Origin of the sequence: Actinoalloteichus hoggarensis (assembly GCF_002234535.1) — a bacterium.
GTDB classification, from domain to species: domain Bacteria; phylum Actinomycetota; class Actinomycetes; order Mycobacteriales; family Pseudonocardiaceae; genus Actinoalloteichus_A; species Actinoalloteichus_A hoggarensis.
On record NZ_CP022521.1, the window covers coordinates 4,971,589 to 4,994,128 of the forward strand.

Sequence of the window (22,540 nt, forward strand, 5' to 3'; positions counted from 1 at the left end):
TGCGATCGGCTCGTCCGGCGAGGCTGCCCGCCCCGGAGCCGGGTCGGGCACGCGGTCAGCGCGGGGCGGGCAGCAGGTCGCGCACCAGGACGCCCAACTGCTCCGTCTCCAGTAGGAAGCCGTCGTGTCCGTAGCGCGACCGGATCAGCCGGAGGGGGCCCGCGCCGGGAATGCCCTCGGCCAGCTCCCGCTGCTGGGCGAGCGGGTAGAGCGCGTCGGAGTCCACGCCCGCCACCAGCGTGCGGGCCGTGATGCGGCGCAGCGCGGCGGCGACCCCGCCCCGGCCGCGTCCGACGTCGTGGGAGTTCATCGCCTCGGCGAGCACCACGTAGCTGCCCGCGTCGAAGCGGCGCACCAGTTTGGCGGCCTGGTGGTCGAGATAGGACTCGACGGCGAACCGGCCGCCCCGGCTCGGCTCCTCCCCGTCCTGCACCCGTCTGCCGAACCGCTCGCCCAGTTCGCCCTCGCTGCGATAGGTGGCGTGGGCGATGCGTCGCGCGACGCCGAGGCCGACGTCGGGGCTGGTGCCGTGGCGGTGGTAGTCGCCGCCGTGCCAGTGCGGGTCGGCGCGGACGGCGTGCAGCTGCGTCGACGTCCAGGCGATCTGTTGCGCGGAGGACGCCGCCGGGCACGCCAGTGCCAGGAGTGCGCGGACCCGGTCGGGTCTGCCGACGGCCCATTCGAGGGCGCGCATCCCGCCCATGGAGCCGCCGAGGACGGCCGCCCAGGTGTCGATGCCGAGCGTGTCGGCCAGCCGCGCCTCGGCGGCGACCTGGTCGCGGACGGTGATCCGGGGGAAGCGGGCGGCCCAGAGCGCGCCGTCGGGGGCCGGCGACGCGGGTCCGGTGCTGCCCTGGCAGCCGCCCAGGACGTTGGGGGCGACGACGAACCAGTGGTCGGTGTCCAGCGGGCGGCCGGGGCCGACGAGCCCTTCCCACCAGCCCGGCGTGGGGTGTCCCGGCCCGGCGGGGCCGACGACGTGGCTGTCGCCGGTGAGTCCGTGCAGGACGAGCACGGCGTTGGACTTGGCGGCGTCGAGCGTGCCCCAGGTCTCGTAGGCGAGCCGAACGCCGGGGAGCGACGTCCCGGACTCCAGCCGCAGCGGCGAGTCGAGCGCCGCCCACCGCCGGTCGCCGGGATCGTCGCCGTCCCGCCAGAACCGGCCGACCGGGGTGGGCGGCCCGCTGGGCGCAGGGATCACTGGTGGGCCTTGGCCGCCCGGAAGCCCGCTTCGAGGTCGGCCCGCAGGTCGTCGACGCCCTCCAGCCCGACGGCCAGCCGCACCAGGCCGGGGGTGACGCCGGAGGAGCGCTGCTCCGCCTCGGTCAGCTGGCTGTGCGTCGTGCTGGCCGGGTGGACGATGAGGCTGCGCACGTCGCCGATGTTGACGAGCTGGCTGAACAGCTCGGTGCCGTCGACGAAGGCCCGGCCCGCGTCGACGCCGCCCCGCAGTTCGAAGGAGACGACGGCGCCCGCACCCTTGGGCAGGTACTTCCGCGCGGCGGCGTGGAAGGGGCTGCTGGGCAGGCCCGCGTAGTGGACGACCTCGACCTCGTCGCGCGACTCCAGCCATTCGGCGAGGGCCTGCGCGTTGGCGACGTGCCGTTCCAGCCGCAGCGACAGCGTCTCGATGCCCTGGAGGATGAGGAAGGCGTTCAGCGGGGCGAGGGCGGCGCCGGTGTCGCGGAGCAGCTGCACGCGCAGTTTCGCGGCGAAGGCGCCGGGCCCGAGCGCCTCCCAGTACTTCAGGCCGTGGTAGCTGGGGTCGGGCTCGACGAAGCCGGGGAACCGGTCGCCCGCGCCGAAGTCGAAGGTGCCGCCGTCGACGACCACGCCCGCGATGGTCGTCCCGTGCCCGCCGAGGTACTTGGTCGCCGAGTGCACCACGATGTCGGCGCCGTGTTCGAGCGGCCGCAGCAGGTAGGGCGTGGGCACGGTGTTGTCGACCACCAGCGGCACCCCGACCTCGTGGGCGAGGTCGGCGACCGCGCGGATGTCGAGCACGTTGCTGCCGGGATTGGCCAGCGACTCGGCGAAGAACAGCTTGGTGTTCGGCCGGGCGGCGGCCCGCCAGGCGTCGAGGTCGTCCTGGTCGTCGACGAAGGTGACCTCGATGCCGAGCTTGGGCAGCGTGTAGTGGAACAGGTTGTAGGTGCCGCCGTAGAGCGACGGGCTGGAGACGAGGTGATCACCAGCGTTGACCAGGTTGAGGATCGCGCCCGTGGTCGCCGCCGAGCCGGAGGCGAAGGCGACCGCCGCGACGCCGCCTTCCAGGGCGGCGAGCCGCTGTTCGAGGACGTCCTGGGTCGGGTTCATGATGCGCGAGTAGATGTTGCCGGGTTCGGCGAGGCTGAACAGGTCGGCGCCGTGCTGGGTGTCGCGGAAGACGAAGGACGTCGTCTGGTAGATCGGGGTCGCCCGCGCCCCGGTGGCCGGGTCCGGGGCGGCGCCCGCGTGCACCTGCTTGGTCTCGAAGGACCAGCCCGAGGTGTCCGGTGCCGACGGCTCGGGAACGGGGGTCGTGTCGGGTGCCTCGACGGTCATCGGTGGACTCCTCCTCGCGGGACTGCCTCGACGCCGGGTCGAGGCGGACGCCGGTTCGACCGGTGCCCGACCTGCCTCGACGCGCGGCCGGAAACGGCGGCGGTCGGACGTCACCGGTGGTGATGTCGTCGCCATCCTGTCGGCGAGGCTAGGTTGCTCCCAATGGCCGGTCCACCGTGTCCACCATGTGGACCGATCTCCACTCGTTCGGGGGAAACCAAAGCGAGTAAGTCGGCCCGAGCGTCGCCGGGACGCCGTCGGTCTCGAGGCCCGTCGGGGGATCGACCGGACGAATCGAGGGTCACGGGGGGCATCAGAACGTCAAGGACCACCGTCGGTCGGCGGCGGGCGCGTCGATCCACACTTCGTGGGTTCCGTCCGGGGTGACGGTCAGCCCGTAGCGGTCCGGGGTCGGCCTGCCCGCCTCCTGCCACCAGGAGTGGGCGGCGGCGACCTCGTTCCACAGGCGACGCGGCCCGAGCTGGTGGACCGTCCACGGATCTCGTCCGCGTACGAGCGTGACCCGTGCCCATGATCGTGACCGCACGTCGTGCAGTTCGATCAGCCGGCGGTCGTCGGTGACGTCCTCCACGGTGAGGTAGCAGGCAGGCACCCGCAGGCCGATCGTGAACGCGGCACGGGCGAAGGCGACCATCTCGAACAGTTCCCGGCCGCTGTGTGCGGTCTGGGTCGTGTCGGCGTCGTTCACCTCGTCGGCGGTCGGTTCGAGGAAGTCCCGACGCTGGTGGCGTACCCGCATGAACGCCAGGTCGATTCCGCACCGGCCTGCGGCCGAACCGTCCTCGCGCACCTCCAGGCGGGTGAGCGCGTCGTCTCCGTAGTCGGTGCCCCACGGGGCGACGATCACGCCGCCGGGCCGGGTCTGGTCGACCCACGACCGGGGGATCGTCCTGACGGACGCGGTGCAGACGACCCGGTCGTAGGGCGCGTCGGCCGCGTAGCCCTTGGTGCCGTCGCTGGTGACCACCAGCGGCGCGCAGCCGAGGGCGGCCAGCGCGCGGCGGGCGTCGTCGGCCACGGCCGGGTCCACTTCGACCGACACGACATGTCCGCTCCTGCCCGCCCGCCGGGACAGCTCGGCGGCGTTCCACCCGGTTCCCGTCCCGATCTCCAGGACACGGTGTCCCTCGCGCACGTCCAGCGCGATCAGCATGGCCGCGACCAACGATGGTCGGCTACAGGAGCTGGACGGCCGCCGCCCGGTCTCGCCTGGTCTCGTCGTGCCGTCGTCCACCTGGGTGATGATCGGTTCGTCTTCCTCGACCAGCGCACGCCAGCGCGGTTCGTCGTCGTCGCGCGACAGCGCGACGAACCCGTCGCCTGCCGGGTCGTCGACCCACACGACGGCCGGGATGAACGGCGCACGCGGCACGGCGAGTTGTTCGTGCCAGCCAGTCACGACGGTGCCGCCCTACTTGTCGTCGTCGCCTTCGTGCTTGTTCTGGTCGTCCTTGCTGCCCCGGTTCTCCCACTTGTCCGGCTGCGCCTCGCCCTGACCGTCGCGGTCGACGTCCTTCTCACCCATCGTCGGGACCCCCGTCGTCTCGTGTGCCGCGGAATCTCCCACACGTCCTGACTACGGCACCCACGACCGAAACACAACTGTCAGCAACACGAGAATCACAAAGTGTGGTCGACTGGCGTTCATTCGGCGTCTGCGGCCACAGCCCGTGCGGTGTGGGCCCGGGCCGTCGGGGCGGCGCTCCCGGACCACGCCGTTCCGGCAGCGGAGAAGCAGCCCGGCGCCCGCCGTCCCGGTCCGACGTCTCGCGCCGAGCGGCCGGATGAGCGCGGCGCGGACGCCGACCCGCCGACGACGGACGGGCCGCGCCGAGCCCGACCGAATCGGATCGACGCGGCCCGTCCGGCACGCTCGCGGAGGATCAGCGCCCGCCGAGCCCCTTGTCGAGCCCGGCCCGCCGCAGGGCGTCGGCCATCGCGCCGCCGCCGGAGCCGACGCGGTCTCGGTCGCGGCCGTTGCCCCCGCGACCGGCGTTGCCGCCGCCGCCCCCGCCGGACCGGCCGCGTCCACCGCCGCCGCGCCTGCCCTCGCCGCCGTTGCGGCCGCCGCCGGACTCCCGCCTGCCGTTGCCGCCCGAGCCGTTGCCGCCCCGCTTGTCGACCTCGTCCTGCAACCGCAGGGTCAGGGAGATCCGCTGCCGGGGCACGTCCACCGAGAGGACCTTGACCCGCACCACGTCGCCGGACTTGACGACCTCGCGGGGGTCGCTGACGAAGTCGTTCGACATCGCCGAGACGTGGACCAGCCCGTCCTGGTGGACGCCGACGTCGACGAACGCGCCGAAGGCCGCGACGTTGGTCACCACGCCCTCCAGGAGCATGCCCGGCTCCAGGTCGCCGATCTTGTCCACGCCCTCCTTGAAGGTGGCGGTGACGAAGGCGGGCCGAGGGTCACGACCCGGCTTCTCCAACTCCTTCAGGACGTCGGTGACCGTCGGCAGGCCGAACTTCTCGTCGACGAACTGCTCCGGGGAGAAGCCCGCGAGGACCCGCCCGTTGCCCAGCACGGCGCCGATCTCGGTCTTGCCCGCGTCGAGGATGCGGCGGACCAGCGGATACGCCTCCGGGTGAACGCTGGTGGTGTCGAGCGGATCGTCACCGCCGGAGATGCGCAGGAAGCCCGCGCACTGTTCGAAGGCCTTCGGGCCGAGGCGGGCGACGTCCTTCAGCGCGGTGCGCGAGCGGAACGGCCCGTTGCCGTCGCGATGGGCGACGATGTTCTCCGCCAGGCCCTCCCCGATGCCGGACACCCTGGTGAGCAGCGGCGCCGACGCGGTGTTGACGTCGACGCCGACGGCGTTCACGCAGTCCTCCACCACGGCGTCCAGCGATCGGGACAGCCGGGCCTCGGCGAGGTCGTGCTGGTACTGCCCGACGCCGATGGACTTCGGGTCGATCTTGACCAGTTCGGCGAGGGGGTCCTGAAGCCGTCGCGCGATGGACACCGCGCCGCGGAGCGACACGTCCATGCCGGGGAGTTCCTGCGCGGCGTAGGCCGAGGCCGAGTACACCGAGGCGCCCGCCTCGGACACGACGGCCTTGGTCAGCTTCAGCTCGGGGTGCTTCGCGATCAGTTCGGCGGCGAGCTTGTCGGTCTCGCGCGAGGCCGTGCCGTTGCCGATGGCGACGAGGTCCACGGCGTGGCGCTGCGCGAGGCGGGCCAGGACGGCCAGCGACTCGTCCCACTTCCTGGCGGGCACGTGCGGGTAGATCGTCTCCGTGGCGACGACCTTGCCGGTGCCGTCGACGACGGCGACCTTCACTCCGGTGCGGAAGCCGGGGTCCAGTCCCATCGTCGCCCTGCTGCCCGCGGGCGCGGCGAGCAGCAGATCCCGCAGGTTGGCGGCGAACACGCGCACCGCCTCCTCCTCGGCCGCCTGGCGGAGCCGGGTCCGCAGGTCGATGCCGAGGTGGGTGAGGATGCGGGTCCGCCAGGCCCAGCGCACGGCGTCGCCCAGCCAGCGGTCGGCCGGTCGGCCCTGGTCGGCGATGCCGAAGCGGGCCGCGATCCGCGTCTCGTATTCGGTGGGGGCGGGCCGTGTTCCGGGCTGGGCCTCGCCGCCCTCCTGGGGTGCGGGGTCGACGACGAGGTCGAGGATCTCCTCCTTCTCGCCGCGGAACATCGCGAGGATGCGGTGGGAGGGCAGCCGGGTGAGCGGCTCGGAGAAGTCGAAGTAGTCGGAGAACTTGGCGCCCGCCTCCTCCTTGCCCTCGCGGACCCGGGCGGTGAGTCGACCCTGCGTCCACATCTGCTCGCGCAGTCCGCCGATGAGGTCGGCGTCCTCGGCGAAGCGCTCCACGAGGATCGAACGGGCGCCGTCCAGCGCGCCCTGGACGTCGGCGACGCCCTTGTCGGCGTCGACGAAGCCCGCCGCCTCGGCCTGCGGGTCGTGCGTCGGGTCCCCGAGCAGGCGGTCGGCCAGCGGTTCCAGCCCGGCTTCGCGGGCGATCTGCGCCTTGGTGCGCCGCTTGGGCTTGTACGGGAGGTAGACGTCCTCCAGCCGTGCCTTGGAGTCCGCCGCCATGATGCTGGCCTCAAGCGCCTCGTCGAGCTTGCCCTGCGATCGGATGGAATCCAGGATCGCGGTGCGGCGCTCCTCCAGTTCACGCAGGTAGCGGAGCCGTTCCTCCAGGGTCCGCAGCTGCACGTCGTCGAGGGTGCCGGTCACCTCCTTGCGGTATCGGGCGATGAAGGGCACCGTCGCCCCGCCGTCGAGCAGCTCGACCGCCGAGCGCACCTGGGTCTCCCGTACACCCAGCTCGTCGGCGATCTTGGAATGAATGGACGTCGTCACTGTTAGGGCCCGCCTCCATTGCGTCACGGTCGCCGTGCATTCTGCCGCGCCACGGCCCGTCTCCGGTGCGCCGCCCGTCTGCGGCGCGTCCCGGTCGCGGGACCGGTCCACGAGGCCGATTCCGGGGTCAGTGCGCTTCGCCCGCGAGCAGCCAGCGGGTCACCGGGACTTCGACGAGCACGCTCGCGCCCGAGCCGTAGCCGGGTTCGGTGAGGTCCCAGCCGTCGTACTTCTCGGCGAAGGCCGCGACGATCTCGGGGTGGAGTTCGCGGTGCACCACGGCCCGGCCCTCGGCGACCAGCGGGGCGTCGCCGTCCGGCAGGGCCAGCGACACGCGGGGTTCGGCGATCAGATTGCGGGTCTTGCGGTTGCCTTCCTGGGTGCTGATCCACCAGGTGTCGTCCCGGTAGACGAACCAGACGGGCGTGACATGCGGTGATCCGTCGGGGCGGACCGTGCACAGCCAGGTGGTGCGCTCGGTGGTCAGGCGCTTCGACGCCGCATCGCTCAGTTCGGCCATCGCCCCATCCCACCAGTACGGCGGGAAAGCCGGGCAGCCGGATTCGGTCGGACGAGGCGAAAGCGGGTGTGCGCGAGGACGGTCGCGGCGGCCGGGGCGCGGGGCGGGCGGGCCTGCCGTGGGGGCCTGCGGACTCGGGGCGTCGGCCTGCGGTGGTGTTTGTCCTGGGACGGTGTTTGTCCTGCGACGGTGTCGATCGACTACAGCGTCGATCGGCGACGGCGTCGGCCTGCGACGGGGCCGGCCTGCGGTGGTCTCCGATCCGGCTGTGTCTTGTCCGCCTGCCGCGTCCCGGCACGGTCGGCGCCCTGGTCGGTCATCGCAGGCGGCGTGGCCATGACGTCCACCGTCCTGGTCCGACGAACCCGCGCGAACACCGTTCGACACTGTGGAAGGCGAGCCACGACTGGTCCGGAGCGGCGACGCCGCCGGTTCCCGCGTCGCGCTTCACGCCTGGCCCACCGCCGAGCGGGTCGGGATCGACGAGGAGATCACCGGCGCCGCTCGGCGGCCTGCGGCCACGTGCGCAGGACGGTCTCGGGGGTGTCGAGCCACACGGTCTGGGCATCGCCGGTGATGGTGAGGCCGAGCCGGTCGGGGCCGGGCCTGCCGTTCTCGTACCACCAGTCGTAGGCGTCGACGGCTTCGTCCCACAGCCGGCGTGGCCCGAGCTGACGGACGGTGAACGGGGCCGGGTCGGTCACGTCGGCGTCGAGCCGGGCATAGGAGCGGGTGGCCAGGTCGTCGAGCTCGAGAACGTGTCGGCCGGGACCGTTCGCGTCCCAGTCGACGACCAGCGCGACGCCGGGCAGCCGGGTACCGATGGCGAAGCGGCCCTTCTCCGGGTTGAGCATCATGTCCAGGTCCTTGCCACGGACATCGGTCGTGGTGACCTCGGCGGCGGCGACGGTGTCCGGATCGGGTTCCCAGCCGAAAAGGCTGCGCTGATGGCTTCGCAGCCGCAGGAACGCGAGGTTGCCTGCGAACCGCCCGGCCGCGGTGCCGTCGAGGTCGAGGGTGAGCAGCGCGCCGTTGCCGTAGTCGGTGCCCCACGGGGTCACCAGCCGCCCGCCGGGCCGCAGCTGGGCCGGCCACGCAGGCGGCACGGTCTCCCGCACCGACGCGGTCGCGATGATCCGGTCATACGGCGCGCCCGCAGGCCAACCCGCGGTACCGTCCGCGGTCACGACCTCCGCCGCGACGTCAGCCGCGGCGAGTGCCCGACGGGCGCTCTCGGCGAGACCGGGGTCGACCTCGATGGTGGTGACACGCCCGGCCGCGCCGACCCGATGCCGAAGCAGGGCGGCGTTCCACCCGGTTCCGGTGCCGATCTCCAACACCCGATCACCCGGCTGCGGGTCGAGAGCGGCGAGCATGTCCGCGACGATGCTCGGCTGCGAGACGAGCTGGACGGGAAGTTCTCCCCACCGTCGCGGTGCGGGTCGCCGAGGTTGATCTGGGTGATCACCGGCGCGTTCGCCGCGACCGCGACATCCCAGGATTCGGGGTCGGTGTGGCGGGATACCGCGGTGAATCCCGGCCCGTCGGGGTCGTCGACCCAGATGGTGTCCGGGATGAACCCGGCCCTCGGGACCTGTTCGAACAGGATTCGCCAGGCCGGGGCGGTATCGGCGGTCATCTACTTGTCCTCGCCCTTGTCCTCGAAAGTCGTGGCGGCCGCTACCGGAGTCGTCGACGTCCTTGGTCTTCGACAGGTCGAAGGTGCCATGCCCGTCGCCTTCGGCCTCGTTCTCGTGCTCGGCCAGGCTGACCCGGCCGTCCCGCTCGTCAGTCGATGTCGCGTTGGACTCCTCCATCCTGGGGAGCGCGGGTTGATCGGCGCAAGATCCCGAACGAGCGAAGAAGACTGGCCACCGCCACCAGCGTGGCGGCGTCGGATCGCGGGCGCGGCGCGATGCCGCCGGGGGTGTCGCGGTCGAAGACCCGCCCCCGATGTGGTCTTCCACGTCGCAGCCGGCGGCGTCGCGCAGCGGCCACGGCCGTGCCCGGCCGCCGATGGGGTGTCCGGTGCGCCGTATGGTCCGAGACCCGGACTCCGATCAGGACCGTCGGCCGCTGATCGACTGGGACGGCACCTGCCGTGGCCCCCGTGAACTGAACCTCGGCACCGGCGTCTCTGATCACCTCCCCGAACCCGAGGCGGACGGAAGCCGATTCCTGACCGTCTACGGCTACGACAAGCCCGGCCGGCCGCTGTCGCCTGACATCACCGAGCCGCACACTCTCGGCGCCTCCATCCGCCTCACCCTCGGCAGACCCGCCGCCCTCACCGAATCCCGCCACCACGTCCGGCCGTCTACCGCACCGGTGACAGGTCGGACCGCCGGCCCGCCCTTCCCTGAAGCGGCGCCGGTCCTCCCAGGCGGAGAATCCACGGTGTCGGCGAGGCCGGGTGTGGGCGAGCATCGAGGTGCGGCCTCCGCTCGCCGACGGTGCGATGCCGTCGGCGTCCGAGGCCTCCGCTCGTTCCTCGAACGACGGCGGGCCGGCCCGTCCCGCCGAGTCTCGCCGAGGGTTCGGGCGGGGCGTCGCCGACCGTGTCACTCCGCCAGCAGCGCCGCCTGGATGCGGTCGAGCACGGCGGGCGCGTCGACGGCGGTGGCGATGCGGACGGCGCGGCGGTTCGGGCCGGGGTCGACCTCGGTGGTGTAGCCGCGCCGGTCGATCAGCGTGGCGCCGCGCGTCCGGCTGCCCGTCTGCTCCACGACGACCGGGTGTTCCTCGTACTCGGCGAGGTCCGGTTCCAACAGCAGCACGGCGGCCAGCGGGTCGTGCATGACGGTGCCCAGCTCGCCCTTGCCCTCGTACACCGCGTAGGCCTCGCGGTAGCGGCGGGCCCAGGCCGTCATGGCGCGGGCGCGGGCGCCGGGGCCCGCGGCGACGGCCTCCCACCACGGCGCACCGGCCCACACCTGGAGTGTGACGTCCACGGGCACGATCGTCAGCGGGAAGCCCGCGCTCAGCACCTGGTCGGCGGCCTGGGCGTCGTGGGCGGCGTTGGCCTCGGAGTGGGCCGTGATGTTGCCGGGGCGATGGAACGCGCCGCCCATCCACATCACCGAGCGGACCAGCCGGGGCAGGGCCGGTTCGAGGTGCAGGGCGAGCGCGAGGTTGGTCAGCGGCCCGAGCGCGAGGATCGACAGCTCGCCGGGGTTCTCGCGGCAGAGCCGGGCCAGTCGGACGGCGGCGTGCTCGTCGACCGGCCGTGCGGTGGCGGCGGGTCCGGCGGCGCCGGAGAGCCCGTCGTCGCCGTGGACGAATCCGCCCGCGGGCAGCGCCGAGCGGTCCAGCGGAAGTTCGGCGCCGACGGCGACCGGCACCGCGCCGAGGCCGCCGACCTCCAGGATGCGCAGGGCGTTCTCGGCGGCGGGTCGGGCGGCGAGGTTGCCGTGCACGCTGCCGACCGAGACGATCTCCGCCCGCTCACGCTGGGCGGCCAGGTAGAGCAGCGCGACGGCGTCGTCCACTCCGGGGTCGGCATCCACGATCACGCGAATCGGTGTCATCGGGCGGGCTCCCTTCTCCTGTCGCCGTCGCGGGCCGGGCGGCGGTCCGCAGTAGACCATGCGCAGGCGGGCGCCGGGCGGATGGTCGGGCGGGGTGCACGCCGGGGGTCGGGGCGGGTGGTCGGGCCGGGTGGTCGCATCGAGTGGTCGCGTCAGGTGGTCAGGCCGGCGAATCGCGCCGGATGACCGCGCCGGGTGGTCAGGCCGGGTGGTCGCGCCCCGATGACCACGCCGGACGGTCATGCCCGATGACCACGCCGGACGACCACCCCGGATGGTCGGACCGGGCGCGATATCCGGATGCGGGCGGGCGGCGGCGCGGCTACGGTTCCGGCGGAGTCGATCGCCGACGACGAGGAGCCAGGGTGCGGACCGACGACGGGGCGACGCGGGTCGTCATCGAGGAGTTCCCGGTCTCGGCGTCGGCGGCGGGCCCGTACGGCGTGGCCGCCGGGCCGGACGGGGCACTGTGGACCACGTTGGTCCACGCGGGCGCCGTCGCGAGGGTGACGACCGACGGCGAGGTCCGGGTGCATCCGCTGTCCTCGGCGACGGGCGGCCCCACGGTCATCGTCCCCGGCCCGGACGGCGCGTTGTGGTTCAGCGAGTACCGAGGCCATCGGCTCGGCCGGATCACCACCGACGGCGAGGTCGTCGGGTTCGAGCTGCCGACGCCGGAGTCGGGCCCGTACGGCGTGGCCGCCGGACCCGACGGGGCGGTGTGGTTCACGGAGCTGGCGGCGAACCGCGTCGGTCGCTGCACCGTCGACGGCGAGGTGACCGAGTTCCCGCTGCCCGTCCCCGACGCCATGCCGTCGGCGATCACGGCTGGCCCCGACGACGCGCTGTGGTTCACGCTGAATCAGGCGAACGCCGTCGGCCGCGTCGATCTGGGCGGCGCGGTGACGCTTCATCGGCTGCCGACGCCCGACGCCGCGCCGGTCGGCATCACCCTGGGCGGCGACGGTGCCCTGTGGTTCGTGGAGATCGGGGCGAGCGCCGTCGGCCGGATCACCGTCGGCGGCGAGATCACCGAGTTCCCGCTGCCCGATTCGGGCGCCCGTCCCCATGCCGTCGTCGCGGGTCCGGACGGCGCCTGCTGGTTCACCGAGTGGGGCGGCAACGGGATCGGGCGTATCGAGCAGGACGGCCGGACCGAGCGGTTCCCGCTGCCGACGCCCGGTTCGGAGCCGCACGGCATCACCGCCGGTCCGGACGGGGCGCTGTGGGCGGCGTTGGAGTCCGGGGCGCTCGCACGCATCGCCGTCGGCACGGGCGGCTGATCGGTTCCACGCGGCGCGTCGGTGCGGCGGGCGCCTGGCGGACGGGTACCGAACGGGCCGTCTCCCGTGGCCGTTCTCCGTCGCCCGGCGCCTGTCTTCCGTGGCCTGTCGCCCGACCGCTGTCGCCCGTGGCCCGTGGCCCGTGGCCCGTGGCCCGTGGCCCGTGGCCCGTCGCCCGTCGCCCGTCGCCCGTCGCCCGTCGCCCGTCGCCCGTCGCCCGTCGCCCGTCGCCCGTCGCCCGTCGCCCGTCGCCCGTCGCCCGTCGCCCGTCGCCCGTCATCGAGCATCGAGCATCGAGCATCGAGCATCGAGCATCGAGCATCGAGCATCGAGCATCGAGCATCGAGCATGCCGCTGCCGTCCGTATCGCAGCCGGGCGGGCAGCCTGCTGACCAATCGCCGAGACACCGGCCGCCGGGCCGGGCACCGCGAGGCCGGGTTCGCGGGCGGCGACGATCCGCACGCCGACCGACCGCACGGGCGGGGGCTGCGGGTGGGGGTCAGCGGCGTAGTCGGTTGAGCAGGGTGATCAGCACCGCCCGATCCCCCGGCGCCAACGACGTCCCCGCCAACCCCTCAGCCGTCGCCGCCCGCAACGTCTCCACCACCGCCTCCAGAAACTCGATCCCGAAATCCGTCAACGCCAACCGCTTCTCACCACCCCGACCCGCCACCACCACATAACCCCGATCCGCCAACCGCACCACACTGTGATCCAGACTCCGAGGCGGCAGATCCAACGCCGTGTTCGCGATCGCCTTCCGCACCGGATGCGGCGACCGCGCCAACAACCGCAACAACCGAAAGTCATACACCGAAATCCCATGATCATGACGCAACACATCCGCGGGCCGCACCGTCCACCGCTGCACCGCCGCGATCAACGTCTCCCACATCACCCACGGCTCCGCCGACACCGCACCCGCCCCCACCGCCACGTCCAGGGGAACCGGCCGAACCGACCGCCGGGCGCCTGCGGCGACCGGCACACCCGGCGACCTCGACGTCCGTGCGGACTTCGACCCCGCCGAGGACGTCCGCCCCGATGAGGGATTCGGCGACGCCGTGGTGTTCGGCCCCGCCGACGAATTCCGCTCCACCGAGGACTTCGGGTCCGATGAACGATTCACCGGCGCCGAACCGGTCGGCTTCGCCGACGAATTCCGTCCCACCGAGAGATTCGGCTCCGGCGAGGAATTCGGCTTTGATGCGGGAGCCGACTCCGGGGAACACGGTTCGGCGAACCGAGCACTCGGCGACGCCGGAACGGATCGGGGATGAACGGTCGGAGTGTTGTCGGACATGCGTTGGTTCTCTCCTCGAATCGATCGATGTCGGGGACCGACGGCGGGCGCCCCGCTGGTGTGCTCGTGCCGCCGGGGATCTCGGCGGTCCGGCGGTGTAGTCCGGCGGGACTCGGGTCGGCGGTGTCGGAATCGGGCGGGTTGGGCCGGGCGGGTCGGGCTGGGCGGGTCAGGCCGGGTGGTGTCGGAATCGGCGCGTCTGGCGCGGGGTGTCAGGCTCGGCGGGGTCGGGCCATGCGATGTCGGGCCGGCGGTGTCGGAATCGGCCCGTCCGGCGCGGGGTGTCAGGCTCGGCGGGGTGGGAATCAAGCGGTGCTGGACCCGGCGGTGCCGGAGTCACACGGCGTCGGGCTCGGCGGTGTCGGAATCAGCCGTGTTGGAATCAGCGGTGTCGGGATCAGCGGTATCGGGATCAGCGGTATCGGGATCAGCGGTATCGGGATCAGCGGTATCGGGATCAGCGGTATCGGAATCAGCGGCGTCGGGATCAGCGGCGTCGGGCTCGGCGCACCGCGCGGCGCAGCCGGAGACCTGGCGATTTCCGGACGGGCCGGAGCTATCAGGGCAGGAAGGCAGCTCGGAACGACTCGGCGTCGGCTCCCCCGAGCCGACGGCCGGGGCGGGGCACGGGGTCAGGGTGCTGCCGAACGCCGGCGGTCGGTGTGCGGCGGCCGGGTCGGGTGTGCGGCAGCCGGATCGACGCGGCCTGGGCGTCGTTCATCTCGGGTCGTCGGTGTTCCCGGCGGGAACGGCCGCCCGCAGGACGGGCGGTGAGGGCGCGGCGTGCCCGAGGCACAGCGGGCAGCGTTGTTCGTCGTAGAAGCAGACCCGCATGGGGCGTCGGTTCATGGGTCGGTACTGGACGTCGGGCGCGCAGAGCGGGCGGATCGGGTCGGAGCCGTTCCAGTCGGCGGCGGCGAGATGGGTGTCGCCGGTGCGCACGGTGCGCACGAACCAGGCCCGCGCCGTCATGGCTCGGCCGCCGTCGGTGCGGGATCGGCCTGCGACCCGGCCTGTTCGCTCGCCGGGAAGCAGGCCGGGCAGCGGAGTAACCGCACCCATTCCTGTACCGACACCAGGGCCGCCCCGCACACCGCCACGTCAAGGGATCGGTAGGTGTCGTCCCGGCGGTGTTCCAGCCGCCGGAAGCGGCCCGCCCAGCGCTGCGGGGCGGCGGGCACGGGCAGCCGACCCCAGCCTCCCGAGAACGGGTCGTTCTCGGCAAGACGCTCGCGCAGCGGATTCACGGCGCGGGCCGTCTCAGAAGGACGCTCGCGTAGCGGAATCACCGCGTCGGCCGTCTCGGCGGAACTCTCGCGCAGCGGTATCACCGCGCAGGCCGTCGCGGCGAGACGCGGATACAGCAGGGTCACCACGCCGGCCGCCCCGGCGGGACGCTCGCGCAGCGGTATCACCACGCGAGCCGTGCCGGTGGGACGCGCACGCGGCGGGATCACCGCGCGGGCCGCCTCGGCGGGACGCTCGCGCTGCGGTGTCACCAGGCCGACCGTCTCGGCGACGCCGCTCATGTGTCCACCGTCCGCATTCGTCCGATGAGGACGAACGGCCGGACCCGCGCGGCGAGGGCCGCCCGAGGTACCCGTGCCGCACCACTCCGGCCGCGCGGACCGGGGCCGCACATGCCCTGGCCGCGCGGCGGTTCGCCGGGCACGGCCCGGACGTGTCGTTCCTGCCGGTGGCCGATCGCAGCGGGCCGGGTAGCGCGCAGGGCCGGAGCAGACAGGGCCGCAACACGCCGCGCCGCCGGACGCAGGGCCGCAGCGCCCAGGGCCGCAGCGCGCAGGGCGGGCAGGGCCGCACCGCACCCGGCCCGCCGACGCGCGCCCCTGACGCGGTCGGCAGCGACGCGAGCCGGTGTGCCGGACCCGCTTGGAGACGGAGACGGCGCCGACGAGGCCAGCGCCGACGTGGAAGCCAGAGCCGAACCCGAGCCCGACGCCGAAACCAGAGCCGAGGCCCGAGCCGACGCCGAAGCCCGCGCCGAGCCCGAGGCCACCTGTCCGAGCAGATCGCGCGGGATGCGGACGAGTCGGGAGAGCAGCCGGCCGGCGACGGCGACCCCGGCCCGCCGACGCCGGCGAGCGCCCAGACCCGGCGGCGACGCTGTCGCCCGTCGCGGCCTACGACGGTTGGCGCGCTGCCCGGTCACGTCAGCGTCCCCGAGATCGCCCGTGTCCAGCCGGGCGGCGGCCCGTCCGGCGGCGCGGCGGGCCGGGTCCGGGCCGCCGAACGGCACTGGTCGGCGACCACCGCGAGCCGCCGCCGCACCGCAGCACGCCGGGCCCGCAACCGCCGCCGCGCCTCGGCGTCGCCGTCGGCTGCGGCCGCCGACCGCACGGCGGGTTTCGGGTCACGCGCCGACGTCGAGCGTCGTGCCTCGGCGGCCCGCTCGTCGGCGCGACGCAGCCGAGCCCAGTCCGCCCGCGAGGGCGCCCGCCGAGCCGGATGCGCGGTGCGCCACCGGCGCCAGACGACGTCCAGCACCGGCAGGCCGATGCAGAGGGCGAGGAGCACGGCGAACAGCCCGTCGGCCACGGTGGTCATGAGTCACCGCCGACGGCACCCGAGCACGCGGCGTTCGGCGAAGCCAGAACGAGCGGAACGGCGGCGACCGGAACAGCAGCGGGCAGGACAGCGGCGAGCGGAACAGCGGCGGGCGGAACAGCGGCGGGCGGAACAGCGGCCGGGAGAGCCCCGACCCGTTCGCGCCGGCCGAAGCGGGAGTCCGGGACGAGCGGAGTTCTCGTGATTCCGGTGTCCCGCCGAGGATCAGCCAATGCCGTCGTCATCACACCTCGATTCGCGCGTAGTCGGTGCGGGGGCGACGGATCGACGCCCCCGATCGGGCTTGAAGGAACAGTCGGTCTCATGGGCATCGGAGGTCGGAAAGTCCACGTCCTCCCGCCCACACCAACAACAGGTCCGCGCCAGCCGCCCGCCGCGCGCACGCTCGGTCTCGCCCTGCCGAGGGCGCATCCAGGGCTTCATCGGGCGTCCGTGAGATGGCGGTTTGGCGGTCCGCTGGAGTGGTTCTTAAGTAGCGCCGAGCCACATGCTGCGACGCCGGGCAAGCAAACGATGGGATCAGGGCGGTCACCGAGTCCAGGATGACGGGCTCCCGCCGAAGCAAGACGAGCGACAACGTTCCCCTCTGCCACCATCGGGCACAACCTGGCCACGAATGGATCAACGAACCCGGAGATGAACGCGGCACAACTTGAGGCAATGAACATGAATATTCTCCCGATTCTTGCAGCTCAGCCCCGTTGCCAACACTTTATCCACAACGAACTTTTGAGGCAACATTGGGTTGTCAATCGCCGGGACGCCGCCCTAGAATTCATTGCATGGCTGGCAACACTGGCAATCCGGCAACCAGGGCACTAGGCGACGAAATTGCCGCACGGCGAGAAGAAGTCGGTATGAGCGCGCGGCAACTTGCCCTCCGATCGGGGTTCCATCCGAGCACCGTCTCCAGGATCGAGTCAGGGAAACGCACACCGACACCGACGGTCCTGGCGACCCTTCTAGCAACGCTCGGCGTGGTAGGTGAGGACCGCGACCGACTCCTACGGATGGTCGACACCGCCGCTGCACCGCAGTGGGCCGCGACCGGGGCGGGTCTCCCCCATCAGCTCACAGCGCTGCTGCGGTGGGAACGACGCGCTACCCGTGTGATGGAGGTGCAACCGCTCTTGATTCCCGGACTGCTCCAGACCTCCGAGTACGCCGAGGAGGTGATGCGGGTTTCCGGCAACGCGGAAGAGTCCATCGAGGCGATGGTCGCCGTCAGGCTCGGACGTCAGAAACTCCTCGACAAAGGCTTGAAGTTCGAGGTGATCATCGACGAGTCAGTGCTGATGCGACCGCTCGGCGGTGCGGCGGCCATGGCCGATCAGTGCGGGCACCTGTCGCAGGAGGCCGGAAGGAAGAACGTCATCGTGCGTGTTGTACCGGTCACACGGTCGAACATCGCGATCAACGGCCCCTTCTCGACGTTTGAGTTCGCCGAAGATGACCCGATCGTCCATCTGGAGCACCTGAGCAGCGGCTTGTTCGTAGACGACACATCCGAGGTCAACGTGTTCTTCCGAGCGATCGATAGTCTCCGTGAGGTCGCGATGAGCCCACAGGATTCGGTCAGGCTCATCGCGACCTATCAGGACCAGCACCGCCAGACAGCAGTCACTGAGAGGTAGCGCACGATGACGGTACTCCACAATTGGAAGAAGAGCAGTCGATCCGGCGGGCAGAGCCAGTGTGTCGAGATCGGCCAGGCCCCCGGCCTCGTCGGCATCCGGGACACCAAGAACCGCCACGGCGGCACCCTCCTCGTCACCCACGCGGCCTTCGACGCACTCCTCACCTCCATCCGCACCGACCGACTCCGCTGACCCCGTGGCGGCCACCGCGTCAGCCGGTGGCCGCCACCCCGACGGCAACCCGACCATGTGAGGCACCACCCGACGAATCGAGACAGCACCATGACCAAGCTGCGCAACTGGAAGAAGTCCTCGCGGAGCGGCGCAGAGTCGTCGTGCGTCGAGATCGGCCAGGCCCCCGGCCTTGTCGGCATCCGCGACACCAAGAACCGCCACGGCGGCACCCTCCTCGTCACCCACGCGGCCTTCGACGCGCTCCTCACCTCCATCCGCGCCGACCGACTCCGCTGACGACATCAACGGCGACCCGCCGGCCCGTGGGCCGATTTCTCGATGGCCGTCGATCGTCGAGATCTCGCCGAGGCGCTGTCTGTCTCGCCGAGGCCTGTCTACCTCGCCGACCGCCGAGCGCCAGTCGGTGTGAAACGCCGACTGGCGCCGCAGGCACCTCGCACCGTGGCCGCCCCGTCGCCGCTGCGAACGCCCGTTGATCAACAAGCGTTCACCGGCCACTCCCTCGACGAGAAGCGGGCACTTCTTCAGCGTGTACTGGAACGCCAACGCGTTCGGGCTCGTCACCGAAGCGAAAGACGGCGACATCGTCGCGCGGTTCGAGACGCTCTACCCCGTCGCGACGAGTCAGGAACCGGGCGAGATCCGCCCGCCTGGGCCGTCGGACCGGAACAGGACACGGCTGTCGTCCGTCAGACCTGTTTCGCGCTCATGGAGCAACAGACCGGCATGGAGTTTGATCCCTACTGGCTCGGGCGACGATATCCGACGTATCGGATTCCTGACGCGCACACGCTGTACGGGGATGTCGAGAACGCCGACGCGGTGGACGGGAGTTTTGACCCGACCGGAGAGCCCTGGAGCACGGACCGGACGGGCCTGGACAGACACCCGGCGCCCCATGGCGAGAAAGGGCGGTCCACCCGACGCCGACAGCACCAGCCCCGCGCCCGGCTCCATGGTCGGCGCGATGGCACGCCTACTGACGAAAGGGCTCACGTGACGGTCCCAGCATGGCCGCGTCTCGCCGACGACCTGGTGAACGAACTCGTGGCACAGGGCAAGGTCGCCGCGCCGGAATGGCAGGCCGCGTTCCGAGCGGTTCCCCGGCACGAGTTCGTGTCGCGGTTCTACGAGCAGCGCGACGACCGACGATGGCAGGCGGTCACCGCCGACTCGGACCCGGAACACTGGTTGACGCGGATCTACACGAATCGGCCGCTGGTGACCCGGCTCGGCACCCTGCATCACGGCGGCGTGGGGCCGACCTCGTCATCCTCGTCGCCCGCGCTCATGGCGCGAATGCTGGAGGCACTCGACATCCACGATGGACATCGGGTGTGCGAGATCGGCACGGGGACCGGGTGGAACTACGCCCTGCTCGCGCATCGCCTCGGTGCCGAGAACGTGTTCTCCGTGGATCTGGAGGACGAACTCGTCGAACAGGCCGCCGCCGGTCTTCGCCGCGTCGGCCACGAACCGAACCTCGCGCGGGCCGACGGCGTCGCGGGCTGGCCCGGCGGCGGGCCGTTCGACCGGTTCATCGCCACCTGCGCCGTGAGCCGCATACCGACGGCATGGCTCGAACAGACTCGCGACGGCGGGATCATCCTCGCGGACCTCAAGATCGGGACCAGCACGGGGAACCTCGTCCGCCTGCGCCGGACCGCGCACGGCGCCGAGGGCACCTTCCTGGACGGGTACTCGGCGTTCATGCTCATGCGCGGCGAGGCGCACCCACCGGTCACCGGGTATCCGGAGCGGGATCGCGGTCGGGCACGCCGCAGGCACACGGCGGTGCGGGAGGAACGGCCATGGGAATCCCCGGTGTGGTGGTTCCTCGCCTGTCTGTCGATGCCCTCGGGCGTGCGCTTCGGCTACACCCTGCATCCGGAGACGGGCCGCCCGGACGCCGTGTCGTTGAGCTGCCCCGACGGCTCGTGGTGCGAGGTCGCTCTCGACGTCTCCCGCGACGGTCGGCAGGTGTGGGAGGGCGGCCCCGCGGCACTGTGGTCCGCCGTCGAACGGAGTCACGAGATCTGGACAGCACGCGGCAGGCCGACCTGGTCGCGGCTCGGGCTCACCGTGACCGGCCGGACCCATGTGGTGTGGATCGACGATCCCGCCGGACCGGCCTGGACGCTCCACGACCCGCACCCCACGTAGCCCTGATCGGAGCCGACGGCTACGGCGACGACGCCCAGAACGACCGCAGCGCCGTCACCGCCGCGTCCGGGTCCTCCATCATCCACCAGTGGCCGAGCCTCGCCAGCTCCGCCGTGCGCGCGCCGAGCCCGCGCGCCATCTCGGCGGACCGGGCCGGGTCGTCGGAGTCGTCGGCGGTCGCCCGCAGGACGAGGCCGGGCGCCGACGTGGGCCGGGACAGCTCGGCGCCCCAGTCGGCGAAGATGTTCGGGGTCGCCGACCGGTAGAGGGCGAGAATGCACTCGCCCATCGTGGAGTCGAGGTCCTTCTCGATCTGTGCCGCGTCCCCCGGCGTCGGGCACGACGCCAGCAGCGCGGTCTTCATCCAGCCCGGTTCACCGGGGCGACCGCCCGCATCGGCGGACGCGGCCACGAACTCCGCCATCCAGTCCTCGCCGCGACCGGGAGTGCGCCAGATCCGCGCCATGTCGTGCCAGACGACGTCGCGATGCGTCACCGAGGCGCAGTCCACCGCCCAGCTGCGGACCGGGACGTCGAACGCGGTGACCACGCGCAGCACGATGCCCGCTCCCCAGTCGTGCCCGACGAGGTCGACCGGGCCGTCGAAGCCCCGCAGCTCGGCGGCCAGCCACTGCGCGTACTCCTCCTTCGTGGCGCCGAAGCCTGCGGGCCTCGGCGACCCGAAACCAGGCAGGTCGAGGGCCACGCTCGGCACCTCGGCGTCCGCCAGCCGCAGACGCACGCCATTCCAGATCGCGCCCGTCTCCGGGACCCCGTGCAGGAACACCGCAGTCACATCCGACTCCTCTTCGATATTCGCTCTTCGTCGATCACGTCATCGAGAAGAATGAACGACTCCCGGATCAGCTCGACGGCGACGTCCGCGCTCGATGACGGACATCACGCCTATCACGTGATTCGTGCGATCCGCGGTTCACTCGCCGACCAATGGTGCACGACCAGACGGGTAGTCCTCCCTGCCCGAACAGACCCGAAATTCACTTGACGACTTCTCCTATTCGACCGAACGGACATATTCCCGTGCCCGAACGGACTCGACGATTCGCTCACCGAACCACGGCAGCCGGAAGAACGGCGTCCTCGGCCGCACATTCCGAGGCTCGGCACCGAGATTCCGGGCGCTCGTCGATCGATCACCCGTCGGCGCGTCGCGTCCGGCACCGTCGACGGCGGGGACGGCATCGACGGCGGGGACGGCGGGGACGGCGGGGACGGCGCGAGGTGCGCAGGCATCGCGTTCGTCGACTCCGACGTCAGCCCGGCAGCTCGGACGGCACCACCTCGCGGTACCACCGGAAGACCGCGGTCCGCAGGCCGCCCGCCCCCTCGATCGCGTCGACCGCGGGGAGAGCTGCCCGCGGCTCCGCGTGCAAGGCGTCGCGCGCCGCCTCGTCGGAGAAGTGCGAGCAGGCCAGCACCCGGGTGCCGTCCACGCTGCGGTGCAGGTAGAACGCGGTCCGGCCCGCCACCGGCCGGGCGGCCGCGCCGGCCCACGCGGTGAGCAGCCGCGCCTGCGCCTCGGCGTCCTCGGTGTCGGCCGTGCTGATCTCGATGACCGCCGCCGCCCGATGATCGACACGGCCCGCCGCCGCGCCCGCGCCGACGACGCCGTGCAGGCGATATCGGACGACCCCCGGACGTTCGATGTCCGGGACGTCCTCATCGATACCGCGGACCATGGCCGGGCGCCGAGTCCGCACGAACTCGAGATGGTCGGCGTCACTCCGCCACTGCGCATAGTTGAGCACCGTGGTGCCGTCGACGCTCAACAGGCAGGTCAAGGCCTGGAATCCGGCGGGCCACGGCGGGCGTTCCCATTCGCCGATCAACGAGTCCGCCGCGGCACGCTGCCGTGGAGGCGTGCCGACGATCCACGGACTGATCAGGATCGTGCCTGCTTCGCGGGGTGTCTCATCACGCCGCTCCGGGACAGTGGTGGTCATCGCCGAGGACTCCGATCATCGTGCCGTCAGATCGAGACCATCCTGCAAACCGAACTAAGGTTCAGGTCAACACTCCTCGTCACCCCGGCAGCAGAACGGCCCGCCCGGCCACGGCCGAGGTGCGCCACGTCGAACTCAGCGATCGACGACCAGCCCGGCGCGGTGACGCCGCCACCGGCGAGACGGCCGCGCGTCGCGCGCAGCAGCCCCCGGTTCGGCGGGTCTGTCCCCCTCGGCCCGCGCCACGCCCGGGCCTCCTGGGCGTCCGCCGCCGAGGATCGGCCCGACGGCACACCCTCGTGCCTCGGACGATCGACGGCGTCTCCCCGCGTGTCGGCCACGACCGGCAGCCGTCCGCCGTGCGGCGGTGGGGAGGTCGGCGAGGTCGACGCCCTCCTTGCCCGGCCATGATCGGAGCGCCGACGTGGACCGGCCGCCCGTGAACGGCAGGGCGGTCCGCCGACGGCCGCCGAACCGGGC

The 22,540-nt window shown here is 72.3% G+C and carries 18 protein-coding genes; 5 read left to right on the plus strand and 13 right to left on the minus strand.

The window, feature by feature from the left end:
- Positions 1–55: 55 nt before the first annotated feature.
- The 7 genes from metX to AHOG_RS21220 form a co-directional block, all read right to left on the minus strand.
- Entirely contained in the window at positions 56–1,198 is a 1,143-nt protein-coding gene (gene metX, locus AHOG_RS21185) for a homoserine O-acetyltransferase MetX (RefSeq protein WP_093944668.1), read from the minus strand.
- On the minus strand, positions 1,198–2,544 hold the full coding sequence (locus tag AHOG_RS21190) for a bifunctional o-acetylhomoserine/o-acetylserine sulfhydrylase (protein ID WP_093942906.1): 1,347 nt from the start codon (positions 2,542–2,544) through the stop codon (positions 1,198–1,200). The genes metX and AHOG_RS21190 overlap by 1 nt, the downstream gene beginning before the upstream one ends.
- A 313-nt stretch (positions 2,545–2,857) precedes the next feature.
- On the minus strand, positions 2,858–3,964 hold the full coding sequence (locus AHOG_RS21195) for a methyltransferase domain-containing protein (RefSeq protein ID WP_093942907.1): 1,107 nt from the start codon (positions 3,962–3,964) through the stop codon (positions 2,858–2,860).
- Positions 3,965–4,448: 484 nt separating this feature from the next.
- Entirely contained in the window at positions 4,449–6,881 is a 2,433-nt protein-coding gene (locus AHOG_RS21200) for a Tex family protein (protein ID WP_093942908.1), read from the minus strand.
- 127 nt (positions 6,882–7,008) lie between these two features.
- The gene (locus tag AHOG_RS21205; RefSeq protein WP_093942909.1) at positions 7,009–7,401 is read right to left on the minus strand and encodes a pyridoxamine 5'-phosphate oxidase family protein; all 393 of its coding nucleotides are present in this window, start codon (positions 7,399–7,401) and stop codon (positions 7,009–7,011) included.
- Positions 7,402–7,892: 491 nt separating this feature from the next.
- Positions 7,893–9,218, minus strand: coding sequence for a methyltransferase domain-containing protein (locus AHOG_RS21210; protein ID WP_260404288.1), 1,326 nt, complete (start codon positions 9,216–9,218; stop codon positions 7,893–7,895).
- A 744-nt stretch (positions 9,219–9,962) separates the two neighbouring features.
- Positions 9,963–10,928 (minus strand): nucleoside hydrolase, encoded by a 966-nt coding sequence (locus AHOG_RS21220; RefSeq protein ID WP_184451039.1) that lies wholly within the window; start codon positions 10,926–10,928, stop codon positions 9,963–9,965.
- 365 nt (positions 10,929–11,293) lie between these two features.
- Between AHOG_RS21220 and AHOG_RS21225 the strand changes: the two genes are divergently transcribed.
- On the plus strand, positions 11,294–12,211 hold the full coding sequence (locus tag AHOG_RS21225; protein ID WP_093944670.1) for a Vgb family protein: 918 nt from the start codon (positions 11,294–11,296) through the stop codon (positions 12,209–12,211).
- 500 nt (positions 12,212–12,711) lie between these two features.
- Here AHOG_RS21225 and AHOG_RS21235 read toward each other — a convergent pair whose 3' ends face one another.
- The 4 genes from AHOG_RS21235 to AHOG_RS21255 form a co-directional block, all read right to left on the minus strand.
- Complete coding sequence (locus tag AHOG_RS21235) at positions 12,712–13,200, minus strand: MarR family winged helix-turn-helix transcriptional regulator (RefSeq protein ID WP_093942912.1); 489 nt, start codon at positions 13,198–13,200, stop codon at positions 12,712–12,714.
- Positions 13,201–14,232: 1,032 nt separating this feature from the next.
- The gene (locus AHOG_RS21245) at positions 14,233–14,487 is read right to left on the minus strand and encodes a hypothetical protein (protein WP_093942914.1); all 255 of its coding nucleotides are present in this window, start codon (positions 14,485–14,487) and stop codon (positions 14,233–14,235) included.
- Positions 14,484–15,044, minus strand: a complete 561-nt coding sequence (locus tag AHOG_RS21250) for a hypothetical protein (protein ID WP_093942915.1) — start codon at positions 15,042–15,044, stop codon at positions 14,484–14,486. The genes AHOG_RS21245 and AHOG_RS21250 overlap by 4 nt, the downstream gene beginning before the upstream one ends.
- A gap of 637 nt (positions 15,045–15,681) precedes the next feature.
- Positions 15,682–16,080, minus strand: a complete 399-nt coding sequence (locus AHOG_RS21255; RefSeq protein WP_093942916.1) for a hypothetical protein — start codon at positions 16,078–16,080, stop codon at positions 15,682–15,684.
- Between the two features lie 803 nt (positions 16,081–16,883).
- On the opposite strand from AHOG_RS21255, the gene AHOG_RS21265 reads away from it, so the two are divergent.
- From AHOG_RS21265 to AHOG_RS21280, 4 genes are all read left to right on the plus strand, one after another.
- Positions 16,884–17,735 carry a helix-turn-helix domain-containing protein gene (locus tag AHOG_RS21265; RefSeq protein WP_093942918.1) on the plus strand — a complete coding sequence of 284 codons (852 nt, stop codon included), beginning with the start codon at positions 16,884–16,886 and terminating at the stop codon, positions 17,733–17,735.
- Between the two features lie 6 nt (positions 17,736–17,741).
- Positions 17,742–17,930, plus strand: coding sequence for a DUF397 domain-containing protein (locus AHOG_RS21270; RefSeq protein ID WP_093942919.1), 189 nt, complete (start codon positions 17,742–17,744; stop codon positions 17,928–17,930).
- Positions 17,931–18,020: 90 nt separating this feature from the next.
- A complete protein-coding gene (locus AHOG_RS21275; RefSeq protein ID WP_093942920.1) occupies positions 18,021–18,209 on the plus strand; it encodes a DUF397 domain-containing protein in 189 nt (62 codons plus the stop codon).
- Between the two features lie 720 nt (positions 18,210–18,929).
- A complete protein-coding gene (locus AHOG_RS21280) occupies positions 18,930–20,096 on the plus strand; it encodes a methyltransferase domain-containing protein (protein WP_245856364.1) in 1,167 nt (388 codons plus the stop codon).
- A 19-nt stretch (positions 20,097–20,115) separates the two neighbouring features.
- Here the strand turns inward: AHOG_RS21280 and AHOG_RS21285 are convergent, their stop codons facing one another.
- Together AHOG_RS21285 and AHOG_RS21290 are read right to left on the minus strand one after the other, a co-directional pair.
- Positions 20,116–20,892 (minus strand): alpha/beta fold hydrolase, encoded by a 777-nt coding sequence (locus AHOG_RS21285; protein ID WP_093942921.1) that lies wholly within the window; start codon positions 20,890–20,892, stop codon positions 20,116–20,118.
- 478 nt (positions 20,893–21,370) lie between these two features.
- Positions 21,371–22,060: a hypothetical protein gene (locus tag AHOG_RS21290; protein ID WP_093942922.1), complete on the minus strand. Its 690-nt coding sequence runs from the start codon at positions 22,058–22,060 to the stop codon at positions 21,371–21,373.
- Positions 22,061–22,540 lie beyond the last annotated feature (480 nt).